The 17,730-nt window shown below is 38.0% G+C and carries 16 protein-coding genes; 1 reads left to right on the forward strand and 15 read right to left on the reverse strand.

The genetic code is table 11. The features are described 5' to 3' along the window. Positions 1-142: 142 nt before the first annotated feature. The 3 genes from lldD to lldP are packed head-to-tail and all read right to left on the reverse strand — an operon-like array spanning position 143 to position 3,724. On the reverse strand, positions 143-1,288 hold the full coding sequence (lldD, locus tag H7R46_RS18215) for an FMN-dependent L-lactate dehydrogenase LldD (RefSeq protein WP_002050500.1): 1,146 nt from the start codon (positions 1,286-1,288) through the stop codon (positions 143-145). Beyond that, on the reverse strand, positions 1,285-2,037 hold the full coding sequence (gene lldR / locus H7R46_RS18220; protein ID WP_002120807.1) for a transcriptional regulator LldR: 753 nt from the start codon (positions 2,035-2,037) through the stop codon (positions 1,285-1,287). Before lldR ends, lldD begins: the two co-directional genes overlap by 4 nt. A 19-nt stretch (positions 2,038-2,056) precedes the next feature. Beyond that, the gene (gene lldP / locus H7R46_RS18225; RefSeq protein WP_170814181.1) at positions 2,057-3,724 is read right to left on the reverse strand and encodes an L-lactate permease; all 1,668 of its coding nucleotides are present in this window, start codon (positions 3,722-3,724) and stop codon (positions 2,057-2,059) included. A gap of 374 nt (positions 3,725-4,098) precedes the next feature. Between lldP and H7R46_RS18230 the strand changes: the two genes are divergently transcribed. Further along, entirely contained in the window at positions 4,099-5,469 is a 1,371-nt protein-coding gene (locus tag H7R46_RS18230; RefSeq protein WP_086260832.1) for a phosphomannomutase, read from the forward strand. A gap of 243 nt (positions 5,470-5,712) precedes the next feature. On the opposite strand, the gene pgi is transcribed toward H7R46_RS18230, so the two are convergent. From pgi to rfbB, 12 genes are read right to left on the reverse strand one after another with little or no spacing between them, the layout of a single operon-like run. Then, positions 5,713-7,389, reverse strand: a complete 1,677-nt coding sequence (gene pgi / locus H7R46_RS18235) for a glucose-6-phosphate isomerase (protein WP_005071823.1) — start codon at positions 7,387-7,389, stop codon at positions 5,713-5,715. Then, on the reverse strand, positions 7,386-8,648 hold the full coding sequence (locus H7R46_RS18240; protein ID WP_002120822.1) for a nucleotide sugar dehydrogenase: 1,263 nt from the start codon (positions 8,646-8,648) through the stop codon (positions 7,386-7,388). The genes pgi and H7R46_RS18240 overlap by 4 nt, the downstream gene beginning before the upstream one ends. A 17-nt stretch (positions 8,649-8,665) precedes the next feature. Next, on the reverse strand, positions 8,666-9,541 hold the full coding sequence (galU, locus tag H7R46_RS18245; protein ID WP_086260831.1) for a UTP--glucose-1-phosphate uridylyltransferase GalU: 876 nt from the start codon (positions 9,539-9,541) through the stop codon (positions 8,666-8,668). A 34-nt stretch (positions 9,542-9,575) separates the two neighbouring features. Continuing rightward, positions 9,576-10,178, reverse strand: coding sequence for a sugar transferase (locus H7R46_RS18250; protein WP_032052780.1), 603 nt, complete (start codon positions 10,176-10,178; stop codon positions 9,576-9,578). 36 nt (positions 10,179-10,214) lie between these two features. Then, positions 10,215-11,030 carry a glycosyltransferase gene (locus tag H7R46_RS18255; protein WP_005079614.1) on the reverse strand — a complete coding sequence of 272 codons (816 nt, stop codon included), beginning with the start codon at positions 11,028-11,030 and terminating at the stop codon, positions 10,215-10,217. Next, entirely contained in the window at positions 11,030-11,929 is a 900-nt protein-coding gene (locus H7R46_RS18260; protein WP_032007150.1) for a glycosyltransferase family 2 protein, read from the reverse strand. Before H7R46_RS18260 ends, H7R46_RS18255 begins: the two co-directional genes overlap by 1 nt. Before the next feature lie 42 nt (positions 11,930-11,971). Further along, the gene (locus H7R46_RS18265) at positions 11,972-13,210 is read right to left on the reverse strand and encodes an EpsG family protein (protein ID WP_032052782.1); all 1,239 of its coding nucleotides are present in this window, start codon (positions 13,208-13,210) and stop codon (positions 11,972-11,974) included. Between the two features lie 29 nt (positions 13,211-13,239). Next, positions 13,240-14,325, reverse strand: a complete 1,086-nt coding sequence (locus H7R46_RS18270; protein ID WP_032052783.1) for a glycosyltransferase — start codon at positions 14,323-14,325, stop codon at positions 13,240-13,242. Positions 14,326-14,328: 3 nt separating this feature from the next. Beyond that, entirely contained in the window at positions 14,329-14,880 is a 552-nt protein-coding gene (rfbC, locus tag H7R46_RS18275; RefSeq protein WP_005079622.1) for a dTDP-4-dehydrorhamnose 3,5-epimerase, read from the reverse strand. After that, complete coding sequence (gene rfbA, locus H7R46_RS18280; protein WP_005079624.1) at positions 14,870-15,760, reverse strand: glucose-1-phosphate thymidylyltransferase RfbA; 891 nt, start codon at positions 15,758-15,760, stop codon at positions 14,870-14,872. Before rfbA ends, rfbC begins: the two co-directional genes overlap by 11 nt. After that, entirely contained in the window at positions 15,757-16,650 is an 894-nt protein-coding gene (rfbD, locus tag H7R46_RS18285; RefSeq protein WP_005079627.1) for a dTDP-4-dehydrorhamnose reductase, read from the reverse strand. The genes rfbA and rfbD overlap by 4 nt, the downstream gene beginning before the upstream one ends. Before the next feature lie 2 nt (positions 16,651-16,652). Beyond that, on the reverse strand, positions 16,653-17,720 hold the full coding sequence (rfbB, locus tag H7R46_RS18290) for a dTDP-glucose 4,6-dehydratase (RefSeq protein ID WP_005079630.1): 1,068 nt from the start codon (positions 17,718-17,720) through the stop codon (positions 16,653-16,655). Positions 17,721-17,730 lie beyond the last annotated feature (10 nt).

Genomic DNA, 17,730 nt, shown 5'->3' on the forward strand with positions numbered 1-17,730 from the left:
ATGCGGTAGCAAGGACGTACCGTCATCGAAACTAAAGTTTTTGGTTACTTTTTTAAAAAAGTAACGGCAATTAGCTACTTACATTGAACTTTTCCCGATAAGGCTCCGTCGTGCCAATATCATCAAAGTTAATACGGAAACGTTAGAGCTTCATCGCCTGTACTAAACAATCAGCATTAATATCCGAAATCGACTTAGCACCTGTCAGCGTCATCGCAACACGCATTTCCTTATCAATTAAATCAAGCAAGTTCGACACCCCTTGCCCACCTGCTGCTGCCAAGGCATAAACAAATGCACGGCCAAGTAAAACCGTATCGGCACCGAGCGCTAACATACGCACCACATCTAAACCATTACGAATGCCTGAGTCAGCCAAAATCGCTAAATCACCTTTCACTGCATCAGCAATTGCAGGCAATGCACGAGCAGAAGACATCACGCCATCTAACTGACGACCACCGTGATTTGATACCACAATCCCATCTGCACCAAAACGCACCGCATCTTTGGCATCTTCAGGATCTAAAATGCCCTTAATCACCATTGGGCCATCCCAAAATTCACGAATCCACTCAAGGTCTTTCCATGAAATAGATGGGTCGAAGTTCGAACCTAACCAACCAATATAATCTTCAAGCCCAGTCGGTTTGCCTAAATATTTAGAGATATTCCCGAGGTCATGCGGACGGCCCATTAAGCCAACATTCCATGACCAATGGGGGTGGAACATAGACTGCATATAACGGCGCATCGCTGCATTTGGTCCACTCATACCCGAATGAGCATCACGGTAACGCGCTCCTGGCACAGGCATATCTACGGTAAATACCAGTGTTGAGCAGCCTGCTGCTTTTGCACGTTCCAAAGCATTACGCATAAAACCACGGTCACGTAATACATAAAGCTGGAACCACATTGGGCGGTTAATTGCAGGTGCAACTTCTTCAATCGGACAAACAGAAACCGTTGAAAGCGTAAATGGAATGCCCTTTTTGTCGGCTGCCATCGCCGCTTGAACTTCGCCACGGCGCGCATACATACCTGTTAAGCCTACAGGTGCCAAAGCAACTGGCATCGACAAGGTTTCATTAAACAGTTTTGTCTCTAGACTTAACGCTGACATGTCATTAAGCACACGTTGACGCAATGCAATTTCTGACAAATCTTGTACGTTACGCTTTAAGGTATATTCCGAATACGCTCCACCATCAATGTAGTGAAATAAAAATGGAGGTAAGCGACGTTGTGCCGCAGCACGATAATCATTGCCAGAAGAAATAATCATTTTGAATCAACTCTATTTAAACGATTTGCACGTTTCTGGCGAGCTTCATCTTCATCCAGAGAACGCACATGATTAATCACAAATTCAATATGACCGCAGACAGCTTGGCGTGCGGCCTCGGGATCTTTACGATCAATAGCATCCATTACCTGAAAATGCTGCTCGCTCAGCAAGTCACCATTTACGGGGTCGTTATAAACTTTCTTACGCCCTAACAAGACGTTGTATTGCAACAAATCAAACAAGCTACGCATCATCTGAATCAGCACCACATTGTGAGATGCTTCAGCAATCGCTAAGTGAAATTCAGCGTCTGCCACAGCAGCCTGCGCCGAGTCACCCGCATTTTGATGGCGACTAATTTCATTAAAATAATGATGAATTTTCGCGCGATCTTCAGGCGTTGAGCGTAATGCGGCATACCAAGCTGTGCCACCCTCAAGCAATAACCGCGCCTCTTGCACATCAAAACGGTACAGCGGATCTTCTTCAATCAGGTTACTAATCGGGTTCACAATCAGTTGCTGTGGCCACTGTTCAGGTAACTGCTGAATATAAGTCCCATCGCCACGGCGGCTACTGAGCACCCCTTGACTATTGAGCTGTTGAATTGCTTCACGCAAAGACGGACGAGAAACTCCTAAGCTAGTTGCAAGCTGGCGTTCGGCAGGCAAACGGTCACCTTTTTTCATGTGACGCTCTTCAATTAATGCCTGCAATTTCATGACCACTTGATCGGAGATTCTCATCGCGTTTCCTTCACTGGAGTTATGGAATCATCCACGGAACAAGATAAGCCTGAACCGTAATAATGATGCCAACAAAGACAGTGAATATGATGCTATGTTTTACCGTGAAACGGAACAAGTCAGACTCTTTTCCAACTAAGCCCACCGCTGCACAAGCAATGGCAATCGACTGCGGAGAAATCATTTTACCTGTTACACCACCGCTGGTATTAGCAGCCACCAATAACACTTCCGGAATACCAATTTGCTGCGCTGTAGTTGCCTGTAATGCCGAGAACAAAGCGTTTGAAGAGGTATCTGAACCCGTAAGGAATACACCAAGCCAGCCCAAAAATGGCGAGAAGAAAGTAAACGCATGACCCGTATGCGATAGAGCCAAAGCCAAAGTTGCAGATAAACCTGAATAGTTCGCAATAAAAGCAAACGCTAAGACCATACCAATGGAGTAAATCGGTGTTTTCAACTCATTGAGTGTTTCACCAAAGGTTGTAAGTGCCTCACTTGCTTTCATTTTTAAGAAAATAGCAGTGATGATTGCGGCAATAAAAATTGCAGTACCTGTTGCAGAGAACCAGTCAAACTTATAAATCGCTTCATATGGTTTCATCTCTGCCACAATTGGCGGCATTTTTTCGACCAATTTATGCAAATACGGTACTTCAAGTTTAAAAATCCAATGTTCAAGAGCACCATCTTTTGCAAATAATGCTTTAAATGGCTTAACACTCCAGATCGTCACCATCACGGTTAAGATTGCAAATGGAGACCATGCCTTCACAATTTTGCCAATGCTATAACGTTGAACTGTAGTAGGTTGCTGAGTCAAAGTTTGCCCAGCTTCAGGTTCAAAACGGAAAATATGTTTTGGTTTCCAAACACGGAATAACAAAGTCAGGCTGACCAAAGACGCAATTGCTGCGGTAATGTCTGGTAACTCAGGACCAATGAAGTTAGATGTAAGATACTGGGCAATCGCAAAAGCGCCACCACCGACTAACACCGCAGGCCAAGTTTCTTTAACACCACGCCAGCCATCCATAATCGCCATAATCCAAAACAGCACAATAATGACTAAAAATGGCAACTGACGACCAACCATCTGGCTAATTTCCATAGTGTCTACGCCTGACACCTGCCCCGCCACAATAATTGGAATACCCATTGCACCAAAAGCCACTGGCGCTGTATTTACAATCAAGCATAAACCAGCAGCGTAAAGTGGCTTAAAGCCTAAACCTACAAGGAGTGCAGCGGTAATTGCTACAGGAGCACCAAAACCCGCTGCTCCTTCAAGGAAAGTACCAAATGCAAAACCAACCAATAACATTTGTAGACGTTGGTCTTCGGTAATTGACAAAATACTTGAACGAATAACTTCAAACTGGCCTGTTTTTACCGAAATTTTGTATAGAAAAACTGCCCCAATAATGATCCATGAAATTGGCCATAGACCGTAGAAGAAACCGTAAATGATTGACGCAAAGGCCATTTGGCCCGGCATTTGATAGAAAAAGAGCGCAATCAATAATGCAATAATGACTGTGCCCGTACCCGCGATACTGCCTTTTAAACGAAAAACTGCTAATGCTAAAAAGAAGAAAATAATCGGGATTAATGCAACCGCACTGGACAGCCAAATATTATTTAAAGGGTCATAAAGTTGTTGCCACATATTGAGCATTGTCATCTCCTTGAAATGCCGGGGCGAATTTTTGTACCTTAAATTCTTAAACATTCAACACAATTGGTATGACCAATTAAAAATTAAGTGCAAATGTTGTTCCTTAAACCACAGGAGACATCATAAATGCAGATATTAGCAAGATCAATCATTAAATAGTCACCATAATTGGTAAGACCAATAGTACTAAGTAAAATCAAGCTCTTTCTAATTTAGAAATTTTCTTATTAGACTAAAGTCTTAAAAATACTTTCTTATAAACTTAAATATGACTTACAGAAATGAAGTGAAAAATTTGAATATAAAAACTATAAACATACCTGTTTCATGATCTATGTATAATGTGCACACAACTCAAACCACTTGTATTGAATTGAATAATGACTACTTTAACGTGTTTTAAAGCTTATGATATCCGAGGTAAACTCGGCACCGAATTGAATGAAGAAATCGCCTTTAAAATTGGCCGCGCATATGGACAAATCTATAAACCAAAGACCGTGGTTGTAGGTTGTGATGTTCGTCTAAGCAGTGAATCTTTAAAACAAGCGACCATCCGCGGTTTAAATGATGCGGGTGTGAATGTGCTTGATTTAGGTATGACGGGTACTGAAGAAGTCTATTTCGCCGCTTTCCATTTAGATGTACAAGGTGGTATTGAAGTAACTGCGAGTCATAACCCAATGGACTATAACGGTATGAAATTGGTTCGAGAAAATGCTCGTCCAATTAGTGCTGATACCGGTTTAAAAGAAATTCAGGCTTTAGCAGAAACCAATAACTTTGAAGAAGTTAGTCAAAAAGGTACAACGCAAAGTTATAACATTTTACCTGAGTTCGTTGATCACTTAATCACCTACATTGAACCTGCAAAAATCCGCCCCCTTAAATTGGTGGTAAACGCAGGTAATGGGGCTGCGGGTCATGTCATTGATGCCATTGAAGAAAAATTTAAAACGCTTAACGTACCTATTGAATTTATTAAAATTCACCATGAAGCAGATGGTACTTTCCCAAATGGGATTCCCAACCCAATTTTAATTGAAAACCGTGACAGTACCCGTAATGCTGTAATTGAGCATAAAGCAGATATGGGAATTGCCTGGGACGGCGACTTTGACCGCTGCTTCTTATTTGATGAAAAAGGTCAGTTCATTGAAGGCTACTATATTGTTGGTCTATTGGCTCAAGCTTTCTTGATTAAGCAATCAGGCGAGAAAATTGTGCATGACCCGCGTTTAGTGTGGAACACATTTGATATCGTAGATGAATACAAAGGTGTCGCTGTACAGTCAAAATCTGGTCATGCGTTCATTAAAGATGTGATGCGTGAACACAATGCGGTATATGGCGGCGAAATGAGTGCCCATCACTATTTCCGTGACTTTGCTTACTGCGACAGCGGTATGATTCCTTGGTTACTCACTATTGCCCTACTTTCTGAAACAGGACAATCACTTTCAACCTTAGTTGAAAACATGATTACCAAGTTCCCTTGCAGTGGTGAAATCAACTTTAAAGTAGCTGATACACAGATCACTATTCAAAAGATTTTTGATTTTTATGCCGATCAAAATCCACAAATTGACCGTACCGATGGTGTAAGCCTCGACTTTGGCGCATGGCGTTTTAACGTCCGTGCTTCAAATACTGAACCGTTATTACGTCTCAATATTGAAAGTCGTGCAGACCGTCAAGCTCAGCCAATGCAGCGTTATGTAGATGAGTTGACTAGGTTGATTCAGTCTTAGTTTAAGTCATACAAATAGAATAGGAGGACACTATAGTCCTCCTATTTTTTATCACTTCTAAAACATCCCATAAGTAAGATTAGTGCCATCCAATACATCATGATTCAGGTGCTTATACTATTTTTGATCAACCACAATACAGCCACAAAAAAGGCTTCTCGTCATATTATGAGAAGCCTTTTTAAATAGGTTAGAATATTGATATATCATTTATCATAATAATCCAATATTCATCTTTATTATTTATTCACTTTTCCCTAACAAAATTTTCAACAAACCACGTGTCGAGGCATCAAATGCTGATAAATCGCTTTGCTTACGATTTAAAATTGGTAAAAGCTGATCAGCAATTTGCTTCCCTTTTTCAACTCCCCATTGATCGAATGGGTTAATGTTCCATATCACTGACTGGACAAATACTTTATGCTCATACAGAGCAATGAGCATACCTAAGCTATAAGGGTTAAGCTCTTGAAGTAACAATGTTGAGCTTGGCTGATTACCTTCATACTGTTTATAAATTGGCAAAGTTTCTAACTCAGCAGTATTCAGCGCCTGATTACCAAATGCAAGTAATCTCGACTGAGCCAAACAGTTGGACAAAGCTAAATGATGCTGCTCAACCAATGCTTCAGCACTATCAGCATATGTAAAATGGTCTGCATTATATCGGTGGATTGGAGCAATAAAATCACAAGTTACCGAGAATGATCCTTGGTGTAATAACTGGTAAAATGCGTGCTGTGCATTTGGACCAACTTCACCCCAAACTATAGGACATGTATCTAATTCAACTTTTTGACCATCACGTTGTACTGATTTACCGTTAGACTCCATTTCAAGCTGCTGCAAATAAGCAGCAAAATATTTCAAACGGCCATCGTAAGGTAAAACTGCATGAGTTTGCATATTTAAGAAATTATTATTCCAGATCCCCAATAATGCCATTAGAACTGGTATATTCCGCTCAAATGGTGCTTGTTGGAAATGTTCATCAACAGCGTGAGCACCAGCTAAAAGCTGTTTAAAACCATCTACACCGATCAATAAAGCAATTGGTAACCCAATACAAGACCATAGTGAGTAACGCCCTCCTACCCAGTCCCACAGCAATAACTGGTTTTCAGGAGCAATTCCCCATTCGGTCATTTTATTAGCTTTGGTCGATACTCCAATAAAATGACTCTTCAATACACGAGTACATTCCCCTAATGCTTTTTCTAACCACTGACGAGCTGTATGTGCATTTGATAACGTGTCAATCGTACCAAATGACTTAGAGGAAATAATAAATAATGTTGTTTCTGGGCGTAGTCTATGTAGCTTTTCAGAAAGCTGACTACCATCCATTGTTGAAACAAAATGTACATTTAAAGGCTTTTCTGTTTGCACTTTAAAGTCAGACAATGCATGAGTTACCATAAGTGGCCCCAAGTCGGACCCACCTACTCCAATATTTACTACATCCTGAATAACTTCACCAGTTGCACCACGATATTGTCCAGCATGGATTTTTTCAACCAACGCATACATTCGTTCAAGCTGTAAATGAACTTGTTTGGTCAGTTCAGGAAACTGTGCATGTCCCTCTGGTAAACGTAATGCCCAATGCATCGCTGCACGTTGCTCTGTACAGTTTACTTTTTCTTGTGAAAATAAACGTTCAATCCATGGTTTTAATTGCTTGGCATTAGCCAAAGTCACCAACTGATCTAAAACAGTTTGATTTACACGATGTTTACTATAATCAAAAAGAAGTTGATCAAAATGAACGGAATACTTCTGAAAACGTTCTGGCTCCGCAGCAAACAACTCATTTAAGTGAAGATGTTCATACTGTTTCCCTAATAACTTTAACTGTGACATCAGCATTGAGCTTGGCAGCTTTTCTTTTGGGAATTGCTCTATATTTTTACTCATAAACGACCTACTCCTTCATATGCAAAACCTCGGGCCTTGACATATGCAGGGTCATAAATATTACGCCCATCCAAAATGAGTGGATGTTTCATGTTTTGTTGTAACCGTTTAAAATCTGGCCCCCAATATTGCTTCCATGCCGTCACTAAACAAAGCGCATGAGCGCCATTAACTGCATCATATTGATCAGCGCATAATATTAAATCATCACGTTTGCCATATTTTTTTTCAATTTCATTTAACGCTAGTGGGTCATGTAAACGCACTCTTACCCCCTGCGCCCACAACGCCGTTAACAAGACATGAATTGGCGAATTATGTGTACTTGAGGTATTTTCCTTAAAGGCCGCCCCCCAAATTGCAACGGTTTTTCCATTTAAATCACAATGATAATAATTCCATAACTTGCGGAATAAAATTTCTTTTTGTTGCTCATTAATTTCCCAAACCTGTTCTAACAGTCGACTTTTTATCCCAGTTTTTGATACAGTACTCGATAAAGTCAGAATATCATGAGAAAAGTTTTCGCCACCAAACCCCGCACCAGCGGATAAATACGCTGCACCAATACGTGTATCTGCTGCAATACCATGTTTAACATTGGCAATATCAATACCCAATTTTTCCGCAACTACAGCCAAGTCATTCATATAACTAACGCGCGTTGCCAACATGCCCGAAATGCTCAGCTTGGTAAACTCCGCGTCTAGTATTGGCATAAAAAGATATTGATAACTAAAACGGAAAAACGGTCGTAATAATTCGCGCATAATATCGCATGCATATTCAGTTTCTGCGCCAACGATTACATGTTTTACATTAAGGACACTATTGATAGCATTGCCTTCCTGGATTACATCAGGAAAATACACCCACTCATCTTTTGGTAAATACTGTTTAAGTTTTTGGGTTCCTTGTAAGCCAAAAGTTGAACCATTAATCATTAAACGAGGATGAATAATTGGACGCTGGCTAAGTTTTTCTACTGTATTTAAAGCAAGCTGCAATTGCGTTGGACTATAACAGAATAAATAAACTTCAGCGTCTAACGGAATTGCTGAAAAAGAACATTCTTCTAAAAAACCAGCTTGGCGTTGTTTATCTAAATAGGAATTTACTTCTTTATCTTGAAACGTCAAGATACAAGCTTGTTCCTCACAGGCAGGGCTGGTACACCAAAATACCTGATTACCATACTCAGCCAACAATGCTGCCATTACTCCGGCATGTAAAGTTGCACCAAAAACCGCAATTTTCATTTTATACCTACAATCTCTTATTGTTCTAACTCAGCAATCATCGTTTTAAATGCTTGTCCTAATTGCGGGTGTTCAACCCCATAGTGCAACACAGCCTTTAAATAGCCTAACTTACTACCACAGTCAAAAGTTTGACCTTGCATACAATAAGCTTCTACATGGTCTGTTTGCTGTAATAAAGCAATCGCATCAGTCAATTGAATTTCATTGCCAGCACCTTTAGGGGTTTGTTCTAAAAGTTGCATAATTTTTGCGGGTAAAATATAGCGTCCAACTACTGATAAATTTGACGGTGCGGTGCCTATAGCAGGCTTTTCTACAATGCCTTGCATGACGATACTTTCACCAGCAGCAGGTGAATGTGACACATCGACGATACCATACTGATCAACCAAATGTTCTGGCACAGCTTCAACCATAATTTGGGCAGCATTTACTGTTTCGTAACGCTCTATCATACGAGCCAAATCATTTTTTTCAGATTTATTTTTAACCAACACATCAGGTAAAAGTACAGCAAAATCATTATCACCTACTATACTCTTAGCACAGAGTACCGCATGCCCCAAGCCTAAAGGCTTTGGTTGACGTACACTCACAATACTGACATCTTTAGGTAAAATATCAGTAATTTCTTTAAGCAAATCATATTTTTGTTTTTGTTCTAATGTTGTTTCCAATTCAAAGTCATGATCAAAATAATCTTCAATAGCAACCTTCGCAGAATGAGTCACAAAAATAATTTGCTTTATACCTGCTTCAACTGCCTCACGTACCACATACTCAATGGCAGGGCGGTCAACAACTGTAACCATTTCTTTGGGAATCGATTTACTCGCTGGTAAAAACCGGGTACCTAAACCCGCAACTGGCAAAACTGCTTTTTTAATCATTGAACTGTTACCAACTATATTTAATTACAAAAATTTATTTATCGCGTGAACCAGTGAAACGACTTGCTCCTACAGCTTGATCTGGAGCATTAATTCCTTCTTTTTTTAGCATGACTTCTGCTGTTTTAAACATAATTTTAAAATCGAGCCAAAGGCTTTGTGTATTGACATACTGCACATCTAGATCGAACTTTTCTTCCCAACTCAAATTATTACGTCCACTTACCTGCGCTAGACCAGTCATACCCGGTCGAACTTCATGACGACGCATCTGCTCTGGCGTGTAATACTCCAAAAAATCTGGCAACTGTGGACGTGGCCCTACAATGCTCATATCACCTTTAAGCACATTAATTAGCTGAGGCATTTCATCGAGTGTGGTAGAACGCAACTTTTGCCCAAAAGGGGTAATTCGCTCTTCATCTGGTAAAATATTGCCATGTTGATCAACCGCATCCTTCATAGAGCGGAATTTAATCATTTTAAATAATTTACCATCTTTGCCCGGACGTTCTTGTAAGAAAAAGACAGGGGAACCTAGGTTTTTCCTAACTTTATAAATTACAATCAAAAAAACAGGCATTAGAAGAATTAAGGCAGATAGGGCAATCATGATATCTACAAGCCTTTTTAACATCTGAATATACCTACGAATTTCATTTTAAATGCTTCATTATTTAGAAAATTGATTTAAACATTTTGCGTTAAGCCTACTACGCCCCATATCATAAATCCATCCCCATTTATTGAAGTATTGTATCGCGCTTTTTAAGTGTGCTTTAAGTAATTGTTTGTTTTTATATGATGCTTGTTCGTGAACATGCACTACTTGTACTAATGGATAGTACACAGCACCAAATTGGTCTGCACAACGACGAGATAAATCCACATCTTCCATATACATAAAAAAACGTTCATCAAAACCATTAATTGCTAAAAGTTTCGCCGCATCAAATAACATAAAACAACCTGAAAGATAAGGCACAAAATATGGCTGATTAAGTGAATAATCTTTTAACAAATATTGTTGATCAAGCTTTTTGGCAAAAGATGGGGAAAAACGACGGGCAAACAGGTTCAAGGGAGTTGGTATTAACCGCGCACCATGTTGGTCTTCACCAGTATCATAGACAATTTTTGGTAAAAACAAACCTTCAGGTCGGCTTTGAGCAAAGTCTAGCAATTGGGCAAATTGCTCAGCATCAAAGTAAATATCAGGGTTACAAATGAGAAAATAATCGCTTTTTGGCGCATATTTACGAATGGCGACATTATGCCCATAACCAAAACCAAAGTTACCCTCTGATTTTTCATAAACAACTTTAGGATGTTGAAATGTTGCAGCCCAGTTACTTGAATGATTATCTACCAAAATAACTTTTTCAATGCTTGGAGTGGCAAATAAACTGTCGAGTGTTGCTTTTAACTCAGCATAGCTATGTTTATATAAAACGATCGAAGCAATGGTCTTAGGCATGTTATCTACCATTACATACTTCCTTTACCCATTTTTTTTGTTACTGCATCTCTGAATGCCTGAAAGAATATCTTCACATTATTTAATCTTGGTGACACAAATAAACATAAAAAACCAAAGTACATAAAGGTTTTAGGTATTTGCACAATACGCCAATTTGCCTGTAAATTTGAATATAGAATCAAGAAAAATGCATTTCTAATAATAAAATACTTTCTAAAATCAGAATGAATATTAACGTGTTTATTTGAAAAAGGAACTTTTATTGAACGATCACCAATCGAATGTTTCATAACAACATGATTCGCCACAAAGCAGTGATACCCCATTTTCTTGGCACGCAACCCCCATTCCAAATCAACATAATCAATAAATAACTCTTCCATCATCAATCCAACTGTTTTAAAAGCATCAACATGGATGAGTGTACCGGACGAGATAATGTAATCTGCTGAAGTATATAATTCCTCTTCTTTAGGAATTATTCTATTAACCTTCAAACCATTAAACTGAATTACTGGGGCCATCGTATTAGTTTTAATATCGATATAAGAGGGGCCAACTGCTGCAATTTTTTTTCCTTCGCTCCGTAATATTTTATCGACACTAACTAAAGAGTTGACAAAGCCTTCTGGTACAGATGAATCCTGATCAAATATAATGACATATTCAGAATCAATTTCTATTGCTTTTTTAATACCTGCATTATGTGCAGTGGCAATACCTAAGTTATCTTTTAAATCAATATAGATAATATTTTCTTCAGAAAACTCATCGTTACCATATTGCTTTAAAGAGTATGGAGTATTATCAACTAAAATAATTTTGTCGATTTGCCCACTTAGCTGGCCTATAAAGTTATTAAGATGCGTCAGATCAGGATTAAATAAAACTATTATTGCACTATTCATAAAAAAACTCTAAATTAGTAAAAGAATGAAATGGATTATTAATCAAAGTAAACTACGCATATAATAAAAGAGGTGATCTCCTATCCATGGATAACTATACCACAAACCCATAAAATCACCTTCTGTTCCACTCAAACTAATATAGTCTCTAATAACCAACCTATACCCATAGAATACAAAATATAAAATTAAAATAATTCTGAAAAAATTACCAATCCTATATGAAGAAAGGAACAATAAATACCCAGGAAGAACCATAATTAAAAGACCAAAAAGCCTTAAAGGTAATTCAGGTATAAAAAATAATGCTGAAAATAATATTGCCCCATTTATCTGAAATGCTTTCCAAGATTCAAGATACTCATTCTTAGCAAAGAAAAAACAAGATAAAATTAAACTTGGTATTAAAAACTTAAATCCGGCAAGAGAATTCGCCCTATCCCCCACTTGGAGATAATAACTAAGTTTATAGAAAAACTCTGCACCAAAAGATAATGCTGATAAGAAATTTACAATACCAAAGAACAAAATTGCCATTATACCACCAAGGATTGCAACATTTATTGTAAATCGCTTTCCCTTTTTCATTATTAAGACATATAAAGGAAATAATATAATTGAGGTAGTATGAGAAAAACAGGCTAATATAAAAAAAACTAAAGTTTGTCTTTTTTTCTTATCGAGAAGAAAAGTTATAGCATATAAAAGAAAGATTAATGCAAAAATCTGTCTAACATATTGTAATGTAATTAAAAATTGAAACAACCCAATAGACATCGCGACACAGAAGGACTTTTTGTCTGAAGGTATTCTCTTTAAGCCTAAAGTTTCAAGCCAAATATAAAATAAAACAAGGACACTAAAGCAAATAACAAACATTAATTGGGTTTGGTTAAATGGTGCACCATTTATATACGTTAAAGTTTTTAAATAGAAACCTAAAAAGTACTCATAATTATCTGCAAACACATTGTCAAAAAAAGATTTACTGTGCACCAAATCCTGATATACAGGCCAATAATTATTAGAAAAATCATCAGATGGGTTATAAGTTGCATAATTTTTTGAGGCTGCCATCACAGCACAACTAAATACTGCACCTAATGAATACAGACTCCTTATGACTAATGTTTTACCTATTCCTAAAGACAATGTGATTAAACAATAAATAAAACCAAGAACAGGAGAAAAACCAATTAAAAAAAAAGCAATGATAAAAATCATTACACTTGCTAAATAAAAAATAGCATTTCTAATATCATATCGCAATTCAGCATACATAATCAGATACCAATAATTTCCTTAAAAGCTTATCTTTCCAAATTCATTAGAATACTCTGTATTTGCCCTTTCCAAAGAAACCTATCTGAATCTTTTAAAACTTCTATTCGATTAATACTTGAGGTTTTAAACCATGAAATAATATCACTAATGACAATAGGTTCTTCATTTGGAGTAGCTTTATATACATAAGAAAGGTTCTCCAACCCATCATCTATTTCCGAATAAATAACAGGTAAACCTTTTGCAATATACTCTCTATTTTTTAAAGAATTTAAGTAGTAAATATTACTTCTATGTCGCCCTAAACTTCCTACACCAATATGGCTTATAGCATATATAGCTTTTAACTCCTCCCCACTTTTATGCCCATGAAAAGTTACTTTATCTTTTAAACTATATTCACTTACCATACTTTGCAGTGATAACGAAACTTCATTATCTCCACCAACCACGTGAAAATGCACATTATCTTCACCATGATTTTTTAGTGCCAAGATAAACCGGTCTATTCCATGCCAAAAACTAATAGAAGATACACTAATAAAATGAATTACATCTCTACTTGGTTCTTCAAAATATATTTGCTCTGAAGAATCAATACCATTGGATATTTTTATACAATCAATACCATATATTTTCTTATCACTTGAAAAGGTTACAACTTTATCAATATATTTATATAGTTTTCTAATGACTAAAAAACACTCTATCCAAAATCCAATTTTTGCTTTGATCGTTTGTAATTCACCATAATATGGATAAGTTGGCAACTCTAATAAAATAGATTTGAATTTTTGTCGAATATTTTTTAAAAAGGATAAAAATTTCGGAGTAAAATAGAACTTCCGTATATAGAGGATCTCATAACTCTCTTGTTCAAGAATATATTTCTCAACTTTTTTTAATATTTCATCAGTTTTCTTAAAAACACCAGATTCTTGAATTGAAAACTGGTGCTCTCCAATTTTATAAAAGTCTCCTGAACAACCCGCTAGTTCTGTTGCATACCCACAGTCTTGAAAGGCTTTAGTTTGTGCATGTATCTTTTTAGCCAATCCATCACTTGAATTAGCTAAATCTACCGCATTGGTTAAAAAGAAGACCTTCTTCATTGTTTATTTCTTAAATTCCTTTGCAACCTGATCTTTATCACTCACCAACACTTCATCAACTTCCGTTAAAGGCCATTCAATTGCAAGTGTCGGGTCATTCCAAATAATGGCCCCTTCACTTTCTTTGTTGTAGTAGTTTGTGGTTTTATACAAGAACTGTGTATTATCTTCTAAAGAGATAAAACCATGGGCAAATCCTTCAGGAATCCAAAACATAGTTTTGTTCTCTGCACTGAGTTCTACCCCAACCCATTCACCATAGGTTTTTGAGTCTGGGCGAATATCTACAGCCACATCCCAAACGCGACCCTGTACAACACGTACCAGTTTTCCTTGTGCATAAGGTGCGTTTTGATAGTGTAAACCACGCAACACACCTTTTTGTGACAATGAATGGTTATCTTGCACAAAAGTTGGAACCGGTAAATTTAAATCTTCAAGCGCTTGAGCAAAGCGTTGTTGATTAAAACTTTCCATAAACCAACCACGGTCATCACCAAAAACACTTGGATGAAGAATCAAAAGCCCTTCAATTTTAGTCGTTTCAACCTTCATTTGATTCTTCCCAAACTTTTTTCAAATATTGGCCATATTCAGTTTTTTTCAATGCTTCCGCACTATCTAAAAGCTGTTCTTTACTAATCCAGCCTTGGTGGAAGCCAATTTCTTCCAGACATGCCACTTTAAAAGACTGACGCTTTTCAATGGTATAAATGAAATGACCCGCTTCAAGCAAAGATTCATGTGTGCCTGTATCTAACCATGCAAAACCACGGCCAAGTAATTCAACATTCAGTGAACCATCTTGTAAGTAAGCGTTATTAATATCTGTAATTTCCAGCTCACCACGTGCAGATGGTTTCACCTGTTTTGCAAACTCAACGACACGGTTATCATAGAAATATAAACCTGTTACTGCATAAGGCGATTTTGGTTGGGTTGGCTTTTCTTCAATACTTAGCACTTTACCAGTCTTATCAAATTCAACAACACCAAAACGCTCGGGATCTGTCACATGATAACCAAATACCGTTGCTCCATATTCACGTGCAGAAGCAGCCTCTAATTGATGACTGAAGTGCTGACCATGGTAAATATTATCTCCCAAGATCAAGCAAACATTGTCTTGCCCAATAAACTCTTCACCAATTAAGAAAGCTTGGGCCAAACCATCTGGAGAAGGTTGCACTTTATAGCTGAGTTCAATACCAAATTGCGAACCATCACCCAAAAGTTTTTCAAAGTTTGGTAAGTCTTCCGGAGTTGAAATAATCAATACTTCACGAATACCCGCGAGCATAAGTACTGAAAGCGGATAGTAAATCATTGGTTTATCATAAATCGGCAAAAGCTGTTTTGAAACACCTTTAGTAATTGGGTGCAAGCGTGTACCTGAACCGCCCGCTAAAATAATACCTTTACGTTTTAAGCTCATTTGTTTAAAAGCTCCATTAATGCGCGTTTAACACCTTCTTGCCAGACTGGTAGAGTCAATCCAAAAGTGCGTTGTATTTTCTGATTATCTAATCGTGAATTGTGTGGTCGTGTTGCAGGCGTTGGGTAAGCACTTGTTGGGATCGGGTTAACCTTTTGTATCGCCAACTCTTGCCCCAAAGTACGTGCTTGTGTAAATGCATAGTTTGCGTAGCCAAACCAAGAAGTCTCACCACTTGCCACCAAGTGATAAATACCAACTTTGTTTGCGTCTGCCACAGTTTGTGGAATAGCCTGCGCGGTGATGTCTGCAATCAATTCAGCTGAAGTTGGTGCACCAATCTGATCATCGATAATTGACAATTCTTCGCGTTGTTGAGCTAGGCTTAACATGGTTTTCAAAAAATTTTTCGCTCTTGAAGCATATACCCACGAAGTTCTGAATATTAAATAGCGACAGCCACTATCAACAATCGCTTGCTCACCCAAAGCTTTGGTTTTCCCATAAATATTTAATGGCGCAATTACATCAGTTTCAACAAAGGCTGTTGTTCCCATACCTTCAAAAACATAGTCTGTTGAGTAATGCACCAATAAAGCATTCGTTTTCAAACAGGCTTCAGCTGCAGCTTTTACAGTTTGATGATTGACGATATCAGCTTGTTCTTGCTCAGTTTCCGCCAAATCGACAGCCGTATAAGCAGAAGCATTGACCACAACATCCGGTTGTACTGCCAAAATCGTGTCATAAATCGCCTGTGGTTGGGTCATATCACCAGACAAGCCGTTTAAACCATGGCGGTCTAAAGCAATGATATCCCCTAAAGGTGCAAGCGCACGTTGCAACTCCCACCCCACTTGTCCATTTTTACCAAGCAATAAGATTTTCATAGCTATCCTTGATATTGCTTGTTTAACCAAGACTGATATTCACCACTTTGTACGTGCTCAACCCACTCTTTGTTATTTAAATACCATTCAACAGTTTTACGTAAACCAGTTTCAAATGACTCTTCCGGTACCCAGTTGAGTTCTTCTTTGATTTTGGTTGCATCAATTGCATAACGCACGTCATGGCCTGGACGGTCTTTCACGTACGTAATCAGATCTTTATACTGTGCTACACCTTCCGGTTTATTTGGTGCAAGTTCTTCAAGCAGATCACAAATCGCGTATACAACATCAAGGTTAGCTTTTTCGTTATGTCCACCAATGTTGTATGTTTCACCTACCACACCTTGAGTCACTACCGTATAAAGCGCACGCGCATGGTCTTCTACAAATAACCAGTCACGAATTTGCTGACCATTGCCATAAACTGGTAATGGTTTTGCTTGTAACGCATTTAAGATCATTAGTGGAATAAGCTTTTCCGGGAAATGAAATGGGCCATAATTATTTGAGCAGTTAGTCACTAATACAGGTAAACCATAAGTACGATTCCATGCACGTACCAAATGGTCTGAACTTGCTTTACTTGCTGAATATGGTGAGCTTGGTGAATACGATGTAGTTTCGGTAAATAAATCCGTTGTGCCTTCTAGGTCACCATAAACTTCATCAGTTGAAATATGGTGAAAACGGAAAGCTGCTTTCTTTTCATCGCTTAGACCTAACCAATAAGCACGGCTAGCTTCTAACATTTGATAAGTACCAATCACATTGGTTTCAATAAACGCATAAGGACCAGTAATAGAACGATCTACATGTGACTCTGCCGCAAGATGCATAACTGCATCTGGCTGGAATGTTTCAAACAACTTATCTAAAGCAGCTCGATCACAAATGTCTGTTTGAGAAAACTGATAACGTGGATTATCTGCCACAGAAATTAAAGATTCTAAATTTCCTGCATAAGTCAGTTTATCAACATTTAATACTTCATTTTCTGTATTCTGGATAATATGACGAACAACCGCTGAACCAATAAAACCAGCGCCACCAGTAATTAAAATTTTCATACAACTACCT

The organism is Acinetobacter sp. BEC1-S18-ESBL-01 (genome assembly GCF_014169935.1).
GTDB classification, from domain to species: Bacteria; Pseudomonadota; Gammaproteobacteria; order Pseudomonadales; family Moraxellaceae; genus Acinetobacter; species Acinetobacter pittii.